18 protein-coding genes are annotated in these 17,674 nt (G+C 66.0%); 15 read left to right on the top strand and 3 right to left on the bottom strand.

Features of this window, described 5'->3' with window-relative positions; all coding sequences use genetic code 11:
• Positions 1–45: 45 nt before the first annotated feature.
• Positions 46–1,056: an ABC transporter substrate-binding protein gene (locus VNM24_04890; protein ID HWQ37939.1), complete on the top strand. Its 1,011-nt coding sequence runs from the start codon at positions 46–48 to the stop codon at positions 1,054–1,056.
• Positions 1,057–1,085: 29 nt separating this feature from the next.
• A complete protein-coding gene (locus VNM24_04885; GenBank protein ID HWQ37938.1) occupies positions 1,086–2,234 on the top strand; it encodes a hypothetical protein in 1,149 nt (382 codons plus the stop codon).
• A 209-nt stretch (positions 2,235–2,443) separates the two neighbouring features.
• On the opposite strand, the gene VNM24_04880 is transcribed toward VNM24_04885, so the two are convergent.
• Both VNM24_04880 and VNM24_04875 read right to left on the bottom strand, forming a co-directional pair.
• On the bottom strand, positions 2,444–2,707 hold the full coding sequence (locus tag VNM24_04880) for a hypothetical protein (GenBank protein HWQ37937.1): 264 nt from the start codon (positions 2,705–2,707) through the stop codon (positions 2,444–2,446).
• Between the two features lie 459 nt (positions 2,708–3,166).
• Positions 3,167–4,429, bottom strand: coding sequence for a GGDEF domain-containing protein (locus VNM24_04875; GenBank protein ID HWQ37936.1), 1,263 nt, complete (start codon positions 4,427–4,429; stop codon positions 3,167–3,169).
• 199 nt (positions 4,430–4,628) lie between these two features.
• Between VNM24_04875 and VNM24_04870 the strand changes: the two genes are divergently transcribed.
• The 3 genes from VNM24_04870 to VNM24_04860 all read left to right on the top strand — a co-directional run bounded on the left by VNM24_04870 (position 4,629) and on the right by VNM24_04860 (position 7,700).
• Positions 4,629–5,819 carry a CoA transferase gene (locus VNM24_04870; GenBank protein ID HWQ37935.1) on the top strand — a complete coding sequence of 397 codons (1,191 nt, stop codon included), beginning with the start codon at positions 4,629–4,631 and terminating at the stop codon, positions 5,817–5,819.
• Between the two features lie 109 nt (positions 5,820–5,928).
• On the top strand, positions 5,929–7,119 hold the full coding sequence (locus VNM24_04865; protein HWQ37934.1) for an aldo/keto reductase: 1,191 nt from the start codon (positions 5,929–5,931) through the stop codon (positions 7,117–7,119).
• Between the two features lie 179 nt (positions 7,120–7,298).
• Positions 7,299–7,700, top strand: a complete 402-nt coding sequence (locus tag VNM24_04860) for a hypothetical protein (protein ID HWQ37933.1) — start codon at positions 7,299–7,301, stop codon at positions 7,698–7,700.
• A 305-nt stretch (positions 7,701–8,005) separates the two neighbouring features.
• Here the strand turns inward: VNM24_04860 and VNM24_04855 are convergent, their stop codons facing one another.
• Positions 8,006–8,413, bottom strand: coding sequence for a hypothetical protein (locus VNM24_04855; protein ID HWQ37932.1), 408 nt, complete (start codon positions 8,411–8,413; stop codon positions 8,006–8,008).
• Between the two features lie 340 nt (positions 8,414–8,753).
• Between VNM24_04855 and VNM24_04850 the strand changes: the two genes are divergently transcribed.
• From VNM24_04850 to VNM24_04805, 10 genes are all read left to right on the top strand, one after another.
• A complete protein-coding gene (locus VNM24_04850) occupies positions 8,754–9,173 on the top strand; it encodes a DUF6647 family protein (GenBank protein HWQ37931.1) in 420 nt (139 codons plus the stop codon).
• A gap of 43 nt (positions 9,174–9,216) precedes the next feature.
• Entirely contained in the window at positions 9,217–9,780 is a 564-nt protein-coding gene (locus VNM24_04845) for a hypothetical protein (GenBank protein HWQ37930.1), read from the top strand.
• Positions 9,781–9,874: 94 nt separating this feature from the next.
• Complete coding sequence (locus VNM24_04840) at positions 9,875–10,231, top strand: nucleotide pyrophosphohydrolase (GenBank protein HWQ37929.1); 357 nt, start codon at positions 9,875–9,877, stop codon at positions 10,229–10,231.
• Between the two features lie 48 nt (positions 10,232–10,279).
• Entirely contained in the window at positions 10,280–10,726 is a 447-nt protein-coding gene (locus VNM24_04835; protein HWQ37928.1) for a DUF6647 family protein, read from the top strand.
• Positions 10,727–10,860: 134 nt separating this feature from the next.
• The gene (rlmJ, locus tag VNM24_04830) at positions 10,861–11,703 is read left to right on the top strand and encodes a 23S rRNA (adenine(2030)-N(6))-methyltransferase RlmJ (protein HWQ37927.1); all 843 of its coding nucleotides are present in this window, start codon (positions 10,861–10,863) and stop codon (positions 11,701–11,703) included.
• 117 nt (positions 11,704–11,820) lie between these two features.
• Entirely contained in the window at positions 11,821–13,188 is a 1,368-nt protein-coding gene (locus tag VNM24_04825) for a pyridoxal-phosphate dependent enzyme (GenBank protein ID HWQ37926.1), read from the top strand.
• A gap of 16 nt (positions 13,189–13,204) precedes the next feature.
• On the top strand, positions 13,205–13,930 hold the full coding sequence (locus VNM24_04820; GenBank protein ID HWQ37925.1) for a PD-(D/E)XK nuclease-like domain-containing protein: 726 nt from the start codon (positions 13,205–13,207) through the stop codon (positions 13,928–13,930).
• Positions 13,931–14,121: 191 nt separating this feature from the next.
• Complete coding sequence (locus VNM24_04815; protein HWQ37924.1) at positions 14,122–14,931, top strand: DUF6502 family protein; 810 nt, start codon at positions 14,122–14,124, stop codon at positions 14,929–14,931.
• A complete protein-coding gene (locus tag VNM24_04810) occupies positions 14,928–16,358 on the top strand; it encodes a DUF5666 domain-containing protein (GenBank protein HWQ37923.1) in 1,431 nt (476 codons plus the stop codon). The genes VNM24_04815 and VNM24_04810 overlap by 4 nt, the downstream gene beginning before the upstream one ends.
• Positions 16,359–16,547: 189 nt before the next feature.
• Positions 16,548–17,411: an SMP-30/gluconolactonase/LRE family protein gene (locus tag VNM24_04805; GenBank protein ID HWQ37922.1), complete on the top strand. Its 864-nt coding sequence runs from the start codon at positions 16,548–16,550 to the stop codon at positions 17,409–17,411.
• The last annotated feature ends 263 nt before the right edge of the window (positions 17,412–17,674 follow it).

Below are 17,674 nucleotides of genomic sequence, written 5' to 3'. Positions count from 1 at the left end.
TGGCGGTAGACTTCCCGGCGTCCTTCGTTTCCGGGTGGTCGAACCTTGCTGCGCGCCCTGCTGGCAATCCTGCTGAGTCTGTGCACCGCGGAATCCGCGCTTGCCATCGACCTGGAGAAACCCCGGGTGAGGATCGCGGTCGGCGGCAAGGCGGCGCTGTACTACCTGCCGCTTGCACTCGCGGAACGCCTCGGCTACTTCAAGGACGAAGGACTTTCGGTCGAGATTCTCGACTTTCCCGGCGGCGCCAAGTCGCTGCAGGCGATGATCGGAGGCAGCGCCGATGTCGTTTCCGGAGGCTTCGATCACACCGTCGTCATGCAGGCGCGCGGGCAGACGTTGACGGCGTTTGTTCTGCAGGGCACCACGCCGGCGATCTCTCTCGGCGTGGTCAAGGCGCGGGCAGCGCATTGGAGCGGGCCGCAATCGCTCAAGGGCATGAAGATCGGCGTGACCGCGCCCGGTTCGAGCACGCACATGTTCGTCAACAGCCTGCTCGCGCGCGGCGGCGTTGCGGCCGACGAGGTGGCAATCATCGGGGTGGGCACCGGGCCGAGCGCGGTGGCGGCGGTGCGCGCCGGACATCTGGACGCGATCGCCAGCATCGAGCCGGTGATCACCCTGTTGGAGCGTTCCGATTCGATCGTGGTCAAGGTCGAGACAGTGAGCGAGCAGGGCTCGAAGGCCCTGTTCGGCACCACGCTGCCGTCGGGATGTCTGTATGCCAAGGCGGCTTTCATCCGCGACCACCCGAACACGGTGCAGGCGCTGACCAATGCGATGGTGCGCGCGTTGCGCTGGCTGGCGAAGGCCGCGCCCGAGGAGATCGCGGACGTGGTGCCGGAGGATTATCTGCTGGGCGATCGGGCGCTGTATCTCGCTGCGCTGGCGAAGCAGCGGCCGAGCTATTCCAAGGATGGGCGCATTGCGCGCGAAGGCGTGGAGGCGATGTACCGGGTGCTGGCCGGTTTCGAGCCCGCGGTGCGCTCTGCGCGCGCGATCGATCTGGAGCGGACCTATACCAATCGTTTCGTGAACAGCGCGCTGCAACGTTGAGGTGCTGTTCCATCGAGCCGGAGCATGAAATGTCTCGTGTGACTTGCGGGCTTTGCCTGGCGCTGCTCATCCAGCCGACACCGGCGGCCGGCGAAGCGCAGCGCGCGGAGGCGGTGATCGCCGGCGACTACTTTGCCGCCGGCGACGAACCGGCGCCGGGCAGCGCGATCGAAGGCGACGCGTTCATCGCCGGCGCCGACGTCTCGTTGCCCGTGCCGGTCGATGGGGACGCGGTGCTGGCCGGAGGGCGGGTCACCGTCTCGGCGCGCGTCGGTTCGGATCTGTACGCGGCAGGCGCCGCCGTTTCGGTCGACGCTCCGGTACTGCGCAATGCGCGGCTCGCCGGTCGCGGCATCCATCTCACGAATCGCTCGGACATCGCCGGCCGTGTGACCGCCGCGGGAAAGCAGGTGCTGGTCGAGGGTGCGATCGGCGGACAGCTCACCGTCTTCGGCGAGTCCGTCACTCTCGACGGGCGGCTGGGCAGCGGTGTGGTGGTGTTCGCGCGTTCGCTCAGGGTCGGGCCCAACGCGAGGATCCACGGACGGCTCACCTACCGCACCGAGAAGCCGCCCTCGATCAGCCCGCAGGCGGAGATTCTCGGCGGCGTGAAGGAATCGGGCGCGAAGCCGCCGGGGCTGAGCTGGGAGCCATGGGCACGCATCGCCGCCTGGATGGGCGCGCTGGCGCTGAGCATCGGCATGTTCGTGGTCGGCGTGCTGGCGATCGTGGTCGCCCCGTCGGCCGCGGCGGCGGTGACGAGAACGATCGCTGTGCGGCCCGTGGCTTCGCTGTTCACCGGCCTCGCACTGGTAGTCCTGACGCCCGTGGTCGTTGCGCTGCTGTTCGCTTCGGTTGTCGGAATTCCGCTGGGTCTCGCGGCGCTGTTTCTCTGGCCGGTGCTGCTGCTCTTCGGTTACCTGTCCGGCGCGCTGTTTCTCGCCGATTCACTGGCCGGACTGGTCGGCCGTTTCGAGGCGGGCACGCCGCCGAGCACGGGCCTGCGCATCGTCTTCCTGGCCTTGGTGCTGATCGCCGTGTTGCTGCTCGCCTGGGTACCGCTGATCGGCTGGCTGGTTGGAGCGCTGCTGCTGGTGCTCGGCAGCGGCGCCATCCTGCTCGCCGTGCTTGCCCGGCGCACGCGGGGTCCGCAGGTACGCCCCAAAGCCAGCGTGTGAGGAGGCCGCCAGCAGCCTGCGGTAGCCCCGCAGTCCGACCCGCGCCAGCCGCGGGGAACAAAAAAAGAACGGCGCACCGCTTTGCAGTGCGCCGTAACCTCGGGGGAGGAGGAGAGTTGTTCGGTCGCTGATTCCTGGCGACTGGCGGGGTCCGCCAATCGCCACTGGTCAGCTACCGGTCATCCTTTACGGACTTCCGGCAGGTGCTGTTACGAACGGCCGTTGACGTTGACGTCCGCGTGGCCGGTCGTGACCAGCGTCTTGCCCGCGAGCGCCGGCGCGTTGCGGCCTACGGTGGCCACGTCGGCGGCACCGGCTTGCACGCCGCCCTTGAGCTGCACGGCGGCCACACCCGCGCGGCCGTAGACGTTGGTGACGTTATCGATTGCGTAGGTCTTCACGCCGGTTTCAGCCAGCGCGAACGAAGAGGCAAGCGCAAGGCCTGCCGCAACGATGAGTTTGGTCGCTTTCATTCGAGTCTCCTTTCAATGATCCAATCGAGTTGGGCATCCAGTCGCACGGCACCTGCCGCGTTCCTGGGAGAAGGCAACCGCCGTCTCAACCACGGTGTGCATTTAATGCGATTTGTGCATCGCGACATAGAGGTGATGCGCCATAGCATCTATTCCTGCTGGGAATGTCGGTTTCGGGAACTTCTTCTGCAAGGACGTAGAGGGGCGCTATAAGGCATTGAAAAAGAAAAGCCACTTTTGCCCGTCCGGCGACTAATTCCACACTGTTATGATGGGCTGAGGATCTTAAGAAATCAGTGTCTTGCGCCAAGGTGCGGGCGGTAAAGTTCGGCACGCCTCCCGGGCCCGGACTGCGTCGGTGAGCTATCGGCCCCGGCGCTCGTTTCGGGTTTGGAGCCGCACGCGCGCGCCTCCGCATGAGGCCGGCGCGCCACAAGCCGGCCGCGGCTTACGATTCCTTCAGATGCTCACCCGGTTGCGGCCGGCCTGCTTGGCCCGATAGAGCGCCTCATCCGCGGCCTTGATCACCGCCGCGGGTTTGGTCAGCGACTCTCCGCGCTCGGCGACCCCGATGCTCACTGTGACCGACAGGGCGTCAGGGTCCGCTCCCGGCGGCCTGGCGCGGAGCGCGCTCGCAAGATTTCCGCCGCCGGCCCGGGCCAGCGGCGCGCGGCGATCCTGGCTGCTGCGCGATTCCTTTCGGCGATCTCCGGTACGCACCGCGATGCGGTAGTTCGCGATCGTCTCGCGCAGCTGTTCCAGGTGCGGCAGCACCTCTTTCAGCGATTTGTCCGGAAAGAGCACCGAGAACTCCTCGCCGCCGTAGCGAAACGCCTTGCCTCCGCCGGTGATTTCTCCCAGTCGCGCGCCGATGAGCTTCAAGACCTGATCGCCCGTATCGTGACCATGCATGTCGTTGAAGCGCTTGAAATGATCGACGTCGACCATCGCGATGCTGTAGACCGGGCCGAGTCCGAGCAGCTGCTCTTCAAGCGCACGCCGGCTGGGGAGTCCAGTCAGCTCGTCGCGAAACGCCATCCGGTGCGACTCCTGCAGCACGGCGACCAGCAAGATCGTGCCCGCTGCCGAGAGGAAAACCGGCAGCACGCCGTTCAACACCGGCCAGGTGAAGGCGACGAATATCGCGACCAGCGCGCCGCCGATGCCCACATCCAGCGCCGCTGCGGGCCGGCTCCAGGCGTTCGCTATCGCGACCGCCAAAGCCACCGCGAGCAGCAACCGGCCGAGAAACGGGGTGGGCGCCGGTCTGAAAAGCCAGTGGTCGAGCAGCGCGTGCCAGGCTGTGCCCGACAGCGGCGTCGCTCCGGCGCTGGCGACCCAGGCCGTGAGGAGGATCTCCACGACGAGAACGAACGCCCAGCGGTAGCTGCGAAAGTGAAACACGCCGCGTTCGACCACCAGCGCGGCGAGCAAAATGTTCAGCGGCACGAAGATCGCTGCCGCGGTGAATGTCGCGCGCGCGGCGAACGTTCCGGCGTCCTGGCCCAGGCGCATGCCGAGATAGGCGAGAAGCAGGGAAACCAGGCTGAAGAAGGCGCGCCCGCGGTTGAACCAGAGGGCGATGAGTGTTGCCAGCCCGAGCACGACGTAAGGGCTGAAAGTGATCGCGCCGAAGGCCCAGCGCGGCGCGGTGGCTGTGAGGATGCCCGACAGGACAAGAACCGAAACCGGGACGGTGAGCGGCTTCAGGGCGTGGAGCATCAAATGAGGGCAGTGATGCCTTTCGTCGTTGCGACAAGTCTACTCTGCCGAGGACGGCAACCCCGCGATTGCATCGGGTAAGCGGAAATGGCACCAGCGAAGCTAGAATCGCGTTCCATGGAAAACCGGAACTCTTCGCATCCTACGGTTCCCCGGCCGGCGCGCCGGCATCCGACCTCGACGACACCAATGGAAGATCATGCCCGGCCCGCTTGACGGCGTGAGGGTGCTCGACCTTACGACCGTGGTGATGGGGCCGTTCGCGACCCAGATCCTCGCCGAGCTTGGTGCCGACGTGATCAAGATCGAATCGCGCGAAGGCGACAACATGCGCCACCCCGGCCCGATGAAGAATCCCGGCATGGGCTACATGTTCCTGCACCTCAATCGCGGCAAGCGCGGTGTGGTGCTCGACCTCAAGCACCGGGAGGGACGACAGGCGCTGCTGCGGCTCGCGGCCGGCGCCGACGTGCTGATCTATAACGTGCGCCCGCAGGCCATGGCCCGGCTCGGACTCTCCTACGAGGATGTGCGCGCAGCGAATCCGCGCATCATCTACGTGGGGGCTTACGGCTATTCCCAGCGCGGACCGTACGCGCCCAAGGCGGCCTACGACGACCTCATCCAGGGCGCGGCCGGCATTCCCTGGCTGGCGAGCCGGCGCGGCAGCGAGCCGCCCAACTACGCGCCCGTCAATCTGGCCGACCGGATCACCGGGCTGCACGCGGTGTATGCCGTGACCGCGGCGCTGTTTCACCGTAGCCGCACGGGCGAAGGCCAGGCGGTCGAAGTGCCGATGTTCGAATCCGTGGCGCATTTCGTTCTCGGCGACCATCTGGCCGGCTACACGTACGAGCCGCCGATCGCGGAGGCCGGCTACGCGCGGCTTCTGGCGCGCCGACCGTACCGCACGAAGGACGGCTACATCTGCGTGCTGGTGTACAACGACAAGCAGTGGCGGAGTTTTCTGCAGGCGGTCGGCCAGGAAGACCTGATGCAGGATCCGCGCTTTTCGACCCAGGCGAACCGGGCCCGGAACATCTCGGAGATCTATGCGTACCTCGCCCAGTTGCTGCGCACGCGCACCACGGCCGAATGGATCGAGCTGCTGGAGCCGGCCGACATTCCGGTCTCGCGCATGAATTCGATCGAGGACGTGGTGGCCGATTCCCATCTGGTGGCGAGCGGCTTTTTCACGGTCGAGGACCATCCGAGCGAAGGCCGGGTCAAGGGCATGCGCACACCCACCGAATGGTCGGTGTCCTCGCCGGGTGCGCAACGGCCGGCGCCGCGCCTGGGCGAACACTCGGTCGAAGTGCTGCGCGATGCCGGCTATTCCGACGCCGAGATCGAAGCGCTCGCGCGCGAGGGCGTCACGATAATCGGCTGACCGCGGCCCGCACCGGTTGAACCGCGGCCGCCGATCGAACTCAAAAAAGAGGCACCGGGGGCGGGCTTGGGGCAGGCAGCGGGTAGCGCGAGGACGAGGGAGGAGCTTCATGGATCGGCGTGATTTTCTTCGGCTGGGCGCGGGGGCGGCGATCGGTCTGGCGGCTACCGGGGCCAGGACCGAGGCGCGCGCGCCGCTCATCCGGCGCTACGTGCGCCTGGGGCGCACCGAGATGCGGATCTCGGACATTTCGTTCGGTTCCTCCAGCTCGGCGGATCCTGAACTGGTGCGCCATGCGCTCGCGCGCGGCATCAACTACTTCGACACTGCCGAGAGCTATCGCTGGGGCAACTCGGAGGAAGCGATCGGCGAAGCGCTGAAGGGAAAGCGCGACCAGGTCTTCCTCGCCACCAAGACCAAGGCCGGGAGCGGCGACACGCATGCCGACATGATGAAGGCGCTCGAAGGCAGCCTCAGGCGTCTTCGCACCGATCACGTCGACGTCTACTTCAACCATGCGGTCAACGACGTGACGCGCTTGAGCAACCCGGAGTGGCGGGAATTCACCGAGCGGGCAAAGCGTCAGGGCAAGATCCGCTTTCGCGGCATGTCGGGCCACGGCGGACGCCTCGTCGAATGCCTGGACTACGCGCTCGATCACGACCTCGCCGACGTCGTGCTGGTGGCCTACAACTTCTCGCAGGACCCGACGTTCACCGACAAGCTGCGCCACACCTTTCACTGGTCGGCGATACAGCCCGAGCTTCCCCGCGTGCTGGAAAAGGCGAAGCGCAAGGACGTGGGCGTGATCGCCATGAAGACGCTCATGGGCGCGCGGCTCAACGACATGCGTCCCTACGAGTATGGCGGCGCGACTTTCGCGCAGGCGGCGTTCCGCTGGACGCTGTCCAGCCGACATGTCGACGCACTGGTGATCTCGATGACCGGAAAAAGCGAGATCGACGAGTTCGTCGCCGCTTCCGGTGATACCGGGCTGCGCCAGGGCGACCGCGAGCTGTTGCGGCGCTATGCCGAGCTCCAGTCTGGAACTTATTGCCGTCCGGCCTGCAACCGGTGCGAAGAGAGTTGCCCCGCGGGGGTGCAGATCGCGGAGGTGCTGCGCGCCAGAATGTATCTCGAGGACTATCGCGACCCGGTCCTCGCGCGCGCGGAGTACGCACAGCTCGGCGAAGGCGCGAGCGCGTGCCTCACCTGTGTGCGGCGGCCCTGTCTGGACGCGTGCCCGGCCGGAGTACCGATCGCGCGGTTCACCCGTGATGCGGCCGTGAAGCTTTCGTAGCCGCAACGGGTGATTGGAGAGCCCTCCGGTGGCGCAGCGTCGACGGCAAAGCGGGACGGCAAGGCAGCAGGGTCCGAAGCTGCGCGGGCAGGCGACATGATGACTCGGCATCCCTTCCTGCCCGGGCGCGACTACGCTGAAGCTTCGACGTCCAATGGCTTGGTGCCGGCGGCTGACAGATGATCGGGTTTTTCGCGCATTTCCTCTTCATCCTCGCGGCCTGGACGCTGGTCATCAAGTACGCTTTCCCGGTCGCCTACGCGCTGGCCGAAGGGGTGGCGCCGACGACCTACGTCTACTGGGATCTCTGGTGGGTCGTGCATATCTGGCTGGGATGGTCGCTGCTGCACTGGCAGCGCTACACCTTCGCATTCGCGATCGTCGTATCGATCGCCGAAATCATCATCGTGGCGACGAAGTTTGCGATCTTCTTCGCCGCTCCGGAATGGAGCATCTGGCGCACGAACTGGTTCGTGAACAAGCTCTTCGTCCTGGCGTGCTTCGTCCTGCTGCTCGGCTATCTGCTGCGCAATGCGCGCGCGCTGCGGCTTGCCGCGGTGCGCGTGCCCGATTCATCCTGAAGGCAATGGCGGCCAGACTCAAAAAGTCCGCAAAGCCCCGACGCGTGCCCGAGCCGCAGCCGAACCCAAGGCTGAACCGCCAGACGCGCAAAGTGCTGTTGCAGCACTATCGCGCGAAGTATGGCGTGAAGTAGCCCATCTCGCGCCTCACCCTCGCCGCTCTTTTCCGGGCAAGCGCGCGCGAAGGTATCTACATGCAAGCAAGCGACCGTCGGTGGCACGCCGGTCGCCGTTACCCGTTGACTTCGGGCGAGAAGAGGGCTCGGGTGCGCGCGACGGCTGGGCCGAGCCGCAAGTGGAGCCGATCAAGGCAACTGGATCTTACCGCCGCCCGGCAATCCGCCCGGTCCGCTGAAGCCGGGAGGCAGCCCGCCGCCGCTGCCGGGCAGGACGATCGAGCTGGCCGCTTCGCGACGCAACTGCTGCAATTCCTTGACCGCGCGCTCGACCGCGACGCTGGCCGCGCCCGCGAACTTCTCCGCCGCCTCGCCCAGCGAGTTCGCCTCGATCTGAAAAGCGAGCGGCAACGCCCCGACCGGCGTGAGCAGCTGGGCTTCGCCCACGTACAGCACCTTACGAGCCGGATCCGCCGAGCCGTCGCGCTTCACCGGGGTCATGACCCGGATCGTTCCGGCCTTGCGATCGGTGAATATTTCCTCGCGGTACAGATTCGCGGGGTCCATTTTCAGTTCGGGGGTCTCTTCGCTGGCCATGGCTGTTGTTCGGCATAAGTGTTTGCTATGGCGCGATTATCCCATGGCCTCGGGGCGGCGTGAGGCGCTCCATGCCCAAAGGCATATGGCCCCGCCGAACTTTTCGCGGCAGCCTGCAGTCAACTTTCGCGGGCTCCGCCGACTGTTTTCCAGGCAGGGCTTTACCCAGGACGGTCCGCCATGGCCGTGATCGTGCCGAATCCACGGGCGGTCGCATGCGCCGACCCGATGATCGCCGGGCAAACCGCAGAGAATCCCGCAGGGATCGAAACTTGCTTTGTAAATTGACGAAACAATGTCGGGTCCGGAGGCGGGGGGAGCCCGGACGAAAGGAACCGAGATGGACCAGGCTTCCCTGTCTTCGACGGTCGTGGAACTCTTCGCGGCCATTCAGTTCCTGTCGGGCTATCCGGCCCCGGACAGGCTCCCCGAAGTGCATGCCGTGCAGCAGTCCTGGATCCAGTCCGAGGTGTGCGTCAAATCCTGTCGGGTGCCGGCCTTCTACGATCCCGCGCGCGGCGTGTTCATCGACGAGAAGCTGGATCTGAAGGGCGATACCTTCGACCGCTCGATCCTGTTGCACGAACTGGTGCACCATGTGCAGGCGCGCAGCGGACGCTTCGAATACCTGCCCAGCGAATGCGAGCGCAGGAACGCCGAGGAGCGCGAAGCCTATTCGATCCAGAACAAGTACCTCGCGCACGTCGGGAATCCGCGGCGCGTGATGTACGGCGGCCCGGGGATCAGATGTTCCGATTGAGCGCGCCTGCTTCGTTTACGTGATTCGACCAGGAGACAAGACCATGCCATCTCCGATGCCCAGGATCTCGAGTGCGGTCATGCTGTGCATGATGCTGGTCATACCTGCTCTGGCGGCGGAACAGGCCGAGCTGCGCACCTACGCCATGGCCGACGAGGGCCTGCTCACCCTCACGGTGCCGAAACATTGGAGCGACAAGCGCAGTCAGTTTTCGATCGCGCTGCCGCGTACGCTGCGCTTCTCGGCGGAAGGAGCGGAGCGCTTCGAAGTGCTGATCTCGGGCCGCTGGTCCGGTCGCCAGGACCCGTCGGTGATCGAGCCCGCTTTCGTGCTTTCGGTCACCGCGCACGGCGCCCAGATCGCGGCTCCCCAGGCGCTGGAGGAACAGATCGAAGTGCGCCGTCTGCCGACGGTGTCCGGGGAAGCCTATCTGTTCTCGGCTACGGACAAGAATCCGAAAGCCGGCGAGTATCGCTACATGGTCCAGGGCGCGGTCAACGTGCAGGGGCTCGTGTGCACATTCACCATCCTGAGCGACGAGCAGGACTCCGCAGCGGTGGCCGATGCGATCGAGATGATCCGCACCGCCTCGTTCGTCTACAACTGAGCGGGTCCGATCGATTGTGGCGCGCAGCGCACCGAGCAAGTGCATGACCCCATCCCGCCCGGTAGACTGGGCCGCCTGGAGCGGGGAGCCTGCCATGTCGCCTGTGCGAAGCTTGGAAAGTGTGAAGAGCGAGTTGTCGGAGTTTGTCGCCGAGCGCGACTGGGATCGGTTTCACAATCCCAAGAACCTGGCGATGGCGCTGGCCGCAGAGGCAGGCGAAGTACTGGAACACTTCCAGTGGCTGGCGCCTGAGGAGGCGCAGAAGTTGCCTCCGGAAGCACGTGCCGAAGTGGCGCTGGAAATGGCGGACGTGTTTCTGTTTCTGCTCAGGCTCGCTGACCGGTTGGAGGTGGACCTCCTGGAGGCTGCAACCCGGAAGCTGGCGATCAACCGGCTGAAGTATCCGGTCGACAAGGCCAGAGGGCGGGCCACGAAATACGACAAGCTGTAGCAACGTCGTGTCCCGGCAGCGGGGGGGCGCCGGGCAAGGAGGTGCAGCATGGATCACGCTTCCCTCTCGCAACTGGTTTCCGAGCTGTTCCTGGCGATCCAGGCACTGGGCGGTTACGAGCCGCCGGCGGTTGCCCCCGAAATCCATCAGGTTCCCCAGGCGTTCATTCAGCAGGAGTTCTGCAGCAGACCTTGCTCGTTCAGAGCGCTCTACGATCCCGTGCGCGGCGTGTACATCGACGAGGCCTTCGACCTCATCAACGACCCGCTCGCGCGCTCGATTCTGCTTCATGAGCTGGTTCACCACGCGCAGGCCGTCAGCCGACGTTTCGAGTCGACGGCGGATCCCTGTGTGCGCTACAACCGGGCGGAAGCCGAGGCCTACCTCATCCAGAATCGCTACCTGATGAGCCTCAACGTCGCTCATCGGGTGGCGATGAGCGGATGGTTCATGCGCTGCCGCGCCGAGGAAGTGCCGGAGCCGAAGAAGTCCTAGCGGTTCCGCGCGGCTCCCCATGGAGTCGCGTCCGGTCGGGCGACCGGCGACCGATCGCAGACGACCCGGCGGACCCGCATAATGCGGGGGCGCCCGCGCATCGACCTCGGTCGGTTCTTTGCGCCGTCCCCGACATGCTCGCCTACCGTCATCTGTTTCACGCCGGCAGCGCTGCCGATGTCTTCAAGCACGCGCTGCTGGTCCAGCTCCTCATCGCGGCCGCCCGCAAGGACAAGCCCTATTTCTATCTGGAAACGCACGCGGGTATCGGCCGCTACGACCTGAACCACCCGTGGGCGCAGAAGAACGCGGAGTTCCAGGAGGGAATCCTGCGGCTGTGGGGACGCACGGACGCGCCGGAGTCGCTGAGCGTCTACCTCGAGGTGGTAAGGTCGGAGAACAGCGGCCGCGCGCTGCGCTACTACCCGGGTTCGCCCTTGATCGCGTCGCGGCTTCTGCGCGAGCGGGACCGCATGGTGCTGGCCGAACTGAACCGGGAGGACTGCGCGCAGCTCGCGGGGCTCCTCGCGCGCGACCGTCGGGTGCGCGTGCACCACATGGACGGTTATCAGGCACTGAAGGCGTTTCTGCCGCCGCCCGAGCGCCGCGGACTGATACTGATCGACTCCTCCTTCGATCGCGCCAGGGAGTTCGCGCGACTGGCCGAGGCGCTGGCACTGGCGCACGGGCGGTTTGCCACCGGCGTCTACGCGGTGTGGTACCCGCTGATGGAACCCGCGGCCGTTCGCGCTTTCGAGCGCGACGTGGTCGCAAGCGGAATCCGCAGGATCTTGCGTCTGGAACTGTCCGTGCGGCCCGAGCAATGGCGAGGTGAAATGCGCGGCAGCCGGATGTTGGTCGTCAATCCGCCGTTCGAGTTCGACGGGATTTCGGGGGCCATGCTGGCCTGGCTCTGGAAGGCGTTGTCCCCGGAGGGTGAAGGCAGGCATGGCGTCGACTGGCTGGTGGGAGAATAATCGTCGAGAAGTCCGGGCGGCGTCGCTCGCTGTTTTTTTGCGCGAAGCGCGCCGCGATGCGCTATCCTCCGGGCCCGGCCGAGGCCCGCCGGGCGTTCAAATGCGAGATTCAATCCCATGCCACGCAACGTTCACGACAACATCCTCGGCACCATCGGGCAGACTCCGCTGGTGCGCCTGAATCGCGTCACGAAGGAGATTCCGGCGACGGTCTACGCCAAGCTGGAGACCTTCAATCCGGGCCACAGCATCAAGGATCGCATGGCGCTGCGCATGATCGAGGACGCCGAACGTGACGGAGCGCTCAAGCCCGGCGGCACGATCATCGAGGGCACGAGCGGCAACACGGGAATGGGGCTTGCCATCGCCGCGATCGTCAAGGGCTACAAGTGCATCTTTACCACCACCGACAAGCAGTCCAAGGAGAAGATCGACGCGCTGCGCGCTTTCGGCGCCGAGGTCATCGTCTGCCCGACGGACGTGGACCCGGAAGACCCGCGGTCCTACTACTCGGTCTCCTCGCGCCTGGTCGCCGAAACGCCCAACGCATGGAAGGCCAACCAGTACGACAACCTGAGCAACACTGAAGCCCATTACGAGAGCACCGGACCGGAGCTCTGGGAGCAGACCGAAGGCCGCATCGACCATCTGGTGGCCGGCGTGGGGACCGGCGGCACGATCTGCGGCGTGGGCCGCTACCTCAAGGAAAGAAAACCCGGCGTGAAAGTGTGGGGCATCGACACCTACGGCTCGGTCTTCAAGAAGTACAAGGAGACGGGCGTGTTCGACAAACAGGAGATCTACCCCTACGTCACGGAGGGCATCGGCGAGGACTTCCTGCCACGCAACGTGGATTTTTCCATCATCGACCACTTCGAGAAGGTCACCGACCGGGATGCCGCCATCTACACGCGCGAGATCGTGCGCCAGGAGGGCATCTGGGTGGGAAATTCCGCCGGGTCCGCGATCGCGGGTCTGCTCCAGCTCAAGGACCGCTTCCGCGCGGGCGAACTGGTCGTGGTGATCTTTCATGATCACGGCTCGCGCTATCTCGGCAAGATGTTCAATCCGGAATGGATGCGCATGATGGGCTACGAGACGGTTGGTGGACCCACGGCGCGCGATCTGGTGAAGCACAAGAAAGTCACCGACATCGTCGGAGTCGAGGAGACCGATACCGTCGGTCAGGCGTTGCAGCGCATGATCCAGAACGACTTTTCGCAGATCCCGGTCACCCGCAAGGACCGCATCGTCGGCTCGCTGAGCGAATCGCACGCCTACGCCTGCATCGTGAAGGAACCCAAGGTGCGCAACGAGCCGGTGCGCGCGATCATGCAGCAGCCCTTCCGTTACGTGGACATCGAGACTCCGGTGGCGTTGCTCGCGCCGATGATCACGCCCGAAAGCCCGGCGGTGCTGGTGCGCGACTTTCCAGCCGGGAAGACCTACATCATCACCGGCCAGGACGTGCTGGCTGCAATGTGAGAGCGTCACGATCGTCATGGCGCTCAGTCCCTGCACCAAGCGCGAACCGCTGGCGGACTATCTCGCCAATCGGGAATACGTCTCGAGCTCCCAGTTGCGACGTCTTGCGCGGCTGGGCCGACGCGAATCGGCTGCGCCTGCGGCCGTCGACTTCGACGGCTCGCGCATGGGTGAAGCCCTCCACGCGTTGGTGCTCGAGCCCGAGGCCTTCGCAAGCCGCTACCGGGTTCTGGACGGCTCGGTCCCGGCGAAGCGATACGGCTCAGGGATCCAGGCGATGCAGCGCACGTGGCTGGATGCGTGGCAGTGGACGGCGCTCAACCGGGCACGGGCGGCGATCCTCGCCTGCCCTCAGGCGCCGCTCGCGCGCTGGCTGTCGCACGGCCAGAAGGAACTGTCGATTTACTGGACCGACGAGTCCGGTCGCAAATGGAAGGCGCGTCCCGACTGCTTCACGGACGAGGGCGTCGTGATGGAACTGAAAACCACGACCGACTGCCGGCCCGAAGCCTTCGCCCGCACCCGCGAGCGCCTGGCCTACGATGTTCAGGCTGCGCACTATGTGGAAGCGGTTTTCCGATTGACCGGACGCCGCCCGCTGGTTGTGTATGTGGCCGTGGACTTTGCCAGCCCGTGTGGCGTTTGGGTGCACGAGCTGTCCGAAGCGCAGGTCCGGCACGCGGCGGCGCGACTCGAGAAACTCAAGGCCACGTTCTCCTGCGCCACCTTGGCGCGGACCTGAATCATTTCCGGCCCCAGGTCGCCTGCTGGCCGGCGGCCGCCGTCGTTTTGCCTCTTTCTGCTCTCCCGGGCATGGCCTTCCGGGGACGCCTTTTCCGCTGGCCCTGCATTTTGCGCTTGACACAAGCTAAATTTGGGAAGAACTTCCCAAATTAAATGGACGCCAGTGCCCAGATCAGCCAGGTTCTTGCCATGGCCGTAGCCCGCCTGCTGCGCCCGCTGGTGCGCGTACTGATCCGTAACGGTATGTCCTTCAAGGAATTTTCCGACATCGCCAAGCGTGTCTACGTGGAGGTGGGGGTTCAGGACTTCGACATTCCGGGCAAGAAGCAGACGATTTCCCGGGTTGCAGTCCTCTCCGGTCTGTCCCGCAAGGAGGTCCAGCGCGTCCTTCGGGAACGCGTGAGGACAGACTCCCAGTTCCGTGAGCGCTACAACCGAGCGGCGCGGGTGGTGGCCGGTTGGGTCAGGGACCCCGACTTCGTGGACAGCCAGGGCAATCCTCTGCCGCTGAGCCTGGACGGCGAGGGTCCGACCTTCAGCCGTCTGGTCAGGCGCCACAGCGGCGACATGCCGGCGCGCGCCGTGCGCGACGAGCTGCTGCGGGTCGGCGCCATCGAGGCACTGGAAGACGGGCGCGTGCGGCTGCTCACCCGGGTTTACGTTCCGCGAACCAGCGACCTGGACAAGCTGGACATTCTCGGCGCGGACGTCGCCGATCTCATCGCCACGATCGATCACAACTTGCAGCACGGCGTCAGCGACCCGCGGTTCCAGCGCAAGGTCATGTACGACAACTTGCCGCAGGAGGCTGTCGCACGATTTCGGGCGCTCGGCGCGGAGCAAGCCCAGAGGCTGCTGGAAGACATGGACCGCTGGCTGGCGCAGCACGACCGCGACACCAATCCGTCGGTGCAAGGCGCGGGACGCAAGCGCACCGGCATGGGCATTTACTACTTCGAGGAAGACATGGGCTCGCCGCCCGGAGGAGACGCAAGATGAACTACCAGATCGTTCGCAACCTGTTTGCGCTGTGCGCGTTGCTCCTTGGGCTGGGTGCCTGCGGGGGCGGGGAGGTAGCCAGCGGCGGGACCGGGGGCACCGGCATCAGTTCCGGTGCGATCACCGGTTTCGGCAGCATTTTCGTGAACGGCGTGGAGTTTTCCACCAGCAGCGCAACCATCCGGCGCGACGACGCGCCGATCGGCGAGAGCGAATTGCGCAAAGGCATGCTCGTCGAGGTGCAGGGCTCGATTGCCGGCAGCACGGGTAGCGCGACGCGGGTCGCGGTTGAAGAAGCGGTGCGTGGCCCGGTGGAATCCGTTGCCGGGACCGCCAGCGCCGGGACGGTGGTGGTGCTCGGCCAGACGGTGCAGGTGGACGACACCACGTTCTTCGACGACAACGTGCCGGACTTCGGTGCGATCGCGCCCGGGGTGCTGCTGGAGGTGCACGGCCTGCGCAGGAGCGACGGTTCCATCGTGGCCAGCTTCGTCCAGCGCAAGACGGCGCCGGTGGCATTTACGGTGCGCGGCGTCGTGGAGGCGCACAACGCCGCCACACAGACCTTCCGCGTCGGCGCGCTGACCGTGAGCTATGCCGGCGCGGCCGTCAACGACATGCCCTCACCCTCCGGAAGCAACTGGAACGGCCTGTCCGTCGAAGTGAAGGGCACGAACTGCTCCGGCAACCCCGTCTGCGGGACGCTGACGGCGACCAAGGTCGAGGCCGAGGGATTGGAGCTGGCCAATGCCGATCGGGCGGAGATCGAAGGCTTCGTAACCGCGCTCGTGAGCAGCGCCGATTTCACGCTCGGCACGGTGCGGGTGGTCACGACCGGTGCCACGCTTTTCCTGGGCGGGCTGCAGGAGGAAATCGCCGTGGGCGTGAAGCTCGAGGTCGAGGGCCGCCTCTCGGGCGGCGTGCTCACGGCGCTGAAGATCGAATTCAAGGACAGCGTCAAGATCGAATCGAACGCCACTGTCTCGGGTTCCACACTCGCGCTGGAAGGTCTGCCCGGCATCACCGTGACTGTCAACGCCTTCACCGAGTTCAAGAACACCACTGCCACGACCTCCAACCTCGGGTCGCTGAGCGGCAAGAGCGTGCGTATTCGCGGCCGTGCCTCCGGGGCCACATCGGTGATCGCGACCGAGATCGAAGATCGCGGTAATCCGGACATCGATGTCATCCTCCAGGCAAACGCGACCGACGTCGCCGATCCTGGCTTCACGATCCTGGGCGTGCGCGTGGACACCACGGGGCTGAACGACTTCCGGGACATCGACGACAACCCGATCGGTCGCGCGGCGTTCTTCGCCGCGCTTGCGCCCAACGGTGGACTGGTGAAGGCGAAAGGAACGCTGCCGGGCGTGTCCGGAAACGCGCTCGCCGCCGGCGCGCTTCAGGGGGTCGAGCTGGAAGACTGAAGGCTTGCAGCCGGGCTGCGCGGCGGCCGCAAGGCCGCCGTTTGTTTTTGATCAAAACAGGCAGGCGAGCCTCCCCGCGCATTCACGCGCTTTGGTCGTTCAATAGACGGCGGGCATCCTGCCCGCTTGCGCCGCGCTTTATACTCCGGCGCGCAACCACAACGGCGCCGGCGGGGAGGGGCAAGGATCATGCGCATCGAGCGCATCGGAGACACCACCGATATCCTGGGCGAAGGGCCGGTCTGGGACCCGCGGGCCCGCTGCCTGTGGTGGGTGGACATCCGGCGCCCCGCGGTGCGGCGTTTCGATCTGCGCGCGCAACACACCGATACCTGGGCGATGCCCGAGATGGTGGGTTCGCTCGCGGTTCGACGAAACGGCGGTCTGCTGCTGGCGATGAAATCCGCGCTCGCCTACTGGAGCCCGCAGAGCGGCGCCATCGAGAAAGTCGCCGCACCCGAAGCGCATCGGCCGGCACAACGCTTCAACGACGGCAAGTGCGACCCTCGCGGCCGTTTTTTCGCAGGCACGATGAACGACTTGGCGCGCGAGCCCGATGGTACGCTCTACCGCTTCGACGGCAGGCAATGCATCGCGCTGCGCGGCGGCATCACGATCCCGAACTCGCTCGCCTGGAGCCCGGACCGGCGCACCATGATCTTCTCCGATTCGTGGACGCGCGAAATCGGCGCGTTCGCCTACGACGAGACTTCCGGTGCCCTCGGCCCGCGCCGGATCTTCGCGCGGATCGAGCCGCCCGCCATCCCGGATGGCGCGACGTTCGACGCGCAGGGCTACCTCTGGTGCGCGCTCTACGACGGCTGGAAGATCGCGCGCTTCACGCCGGAGGGCCGGCTGGACCGCGCGATCGATCTGCCGGTGCAGCGGCCGACCAGTTGCCAGTTCGGTGGCGGAAATCTGGACATACTGTTCGTCACGACCGCGTCGCAGAGGCTCACTCCGGAGGAACTGGCAAGGCAACCGTTGGCCGGCGCGCTGTTGGCGATCGACGTGGGGGTGAAGGGGCTTCCCGAACCGTACTTCGCGGCCTAGAAACCTATCTCAAAATCCCCGGCGGCCGCGGCGGGGTTGCCTGGGGATGCAGCGCGAGGCGCGGCGAGGGGACCATTGGCGGCAGCCAAGGACCCGAGCCGCAACGACGCGCTGCGCCCCAGGTGACCCCGCCCCGAAGGGTTGCGACGAGAAGCGGCCGTCTGCGTCGTTGGCGCGCTCGGCCGTAGGCCCAGCTACTGTCCTTCGCGCGCCGCCTCGCATCCGACCGCTTCTCGTCGCAACGCGACCGTCGGGGGGTTTTG

It is taken from the genome of Burkholderiales bacterium, from assembly GCA_035560005.1.
GTDB lineage: Bacteria > Pseudomonadota > Gammaproteobacteria > Burkholderiales > Eutrophovitaceae > DASRFY01.
This window is presented reverse-complemented; position numbering and strand designations above follow the sequence as displayed.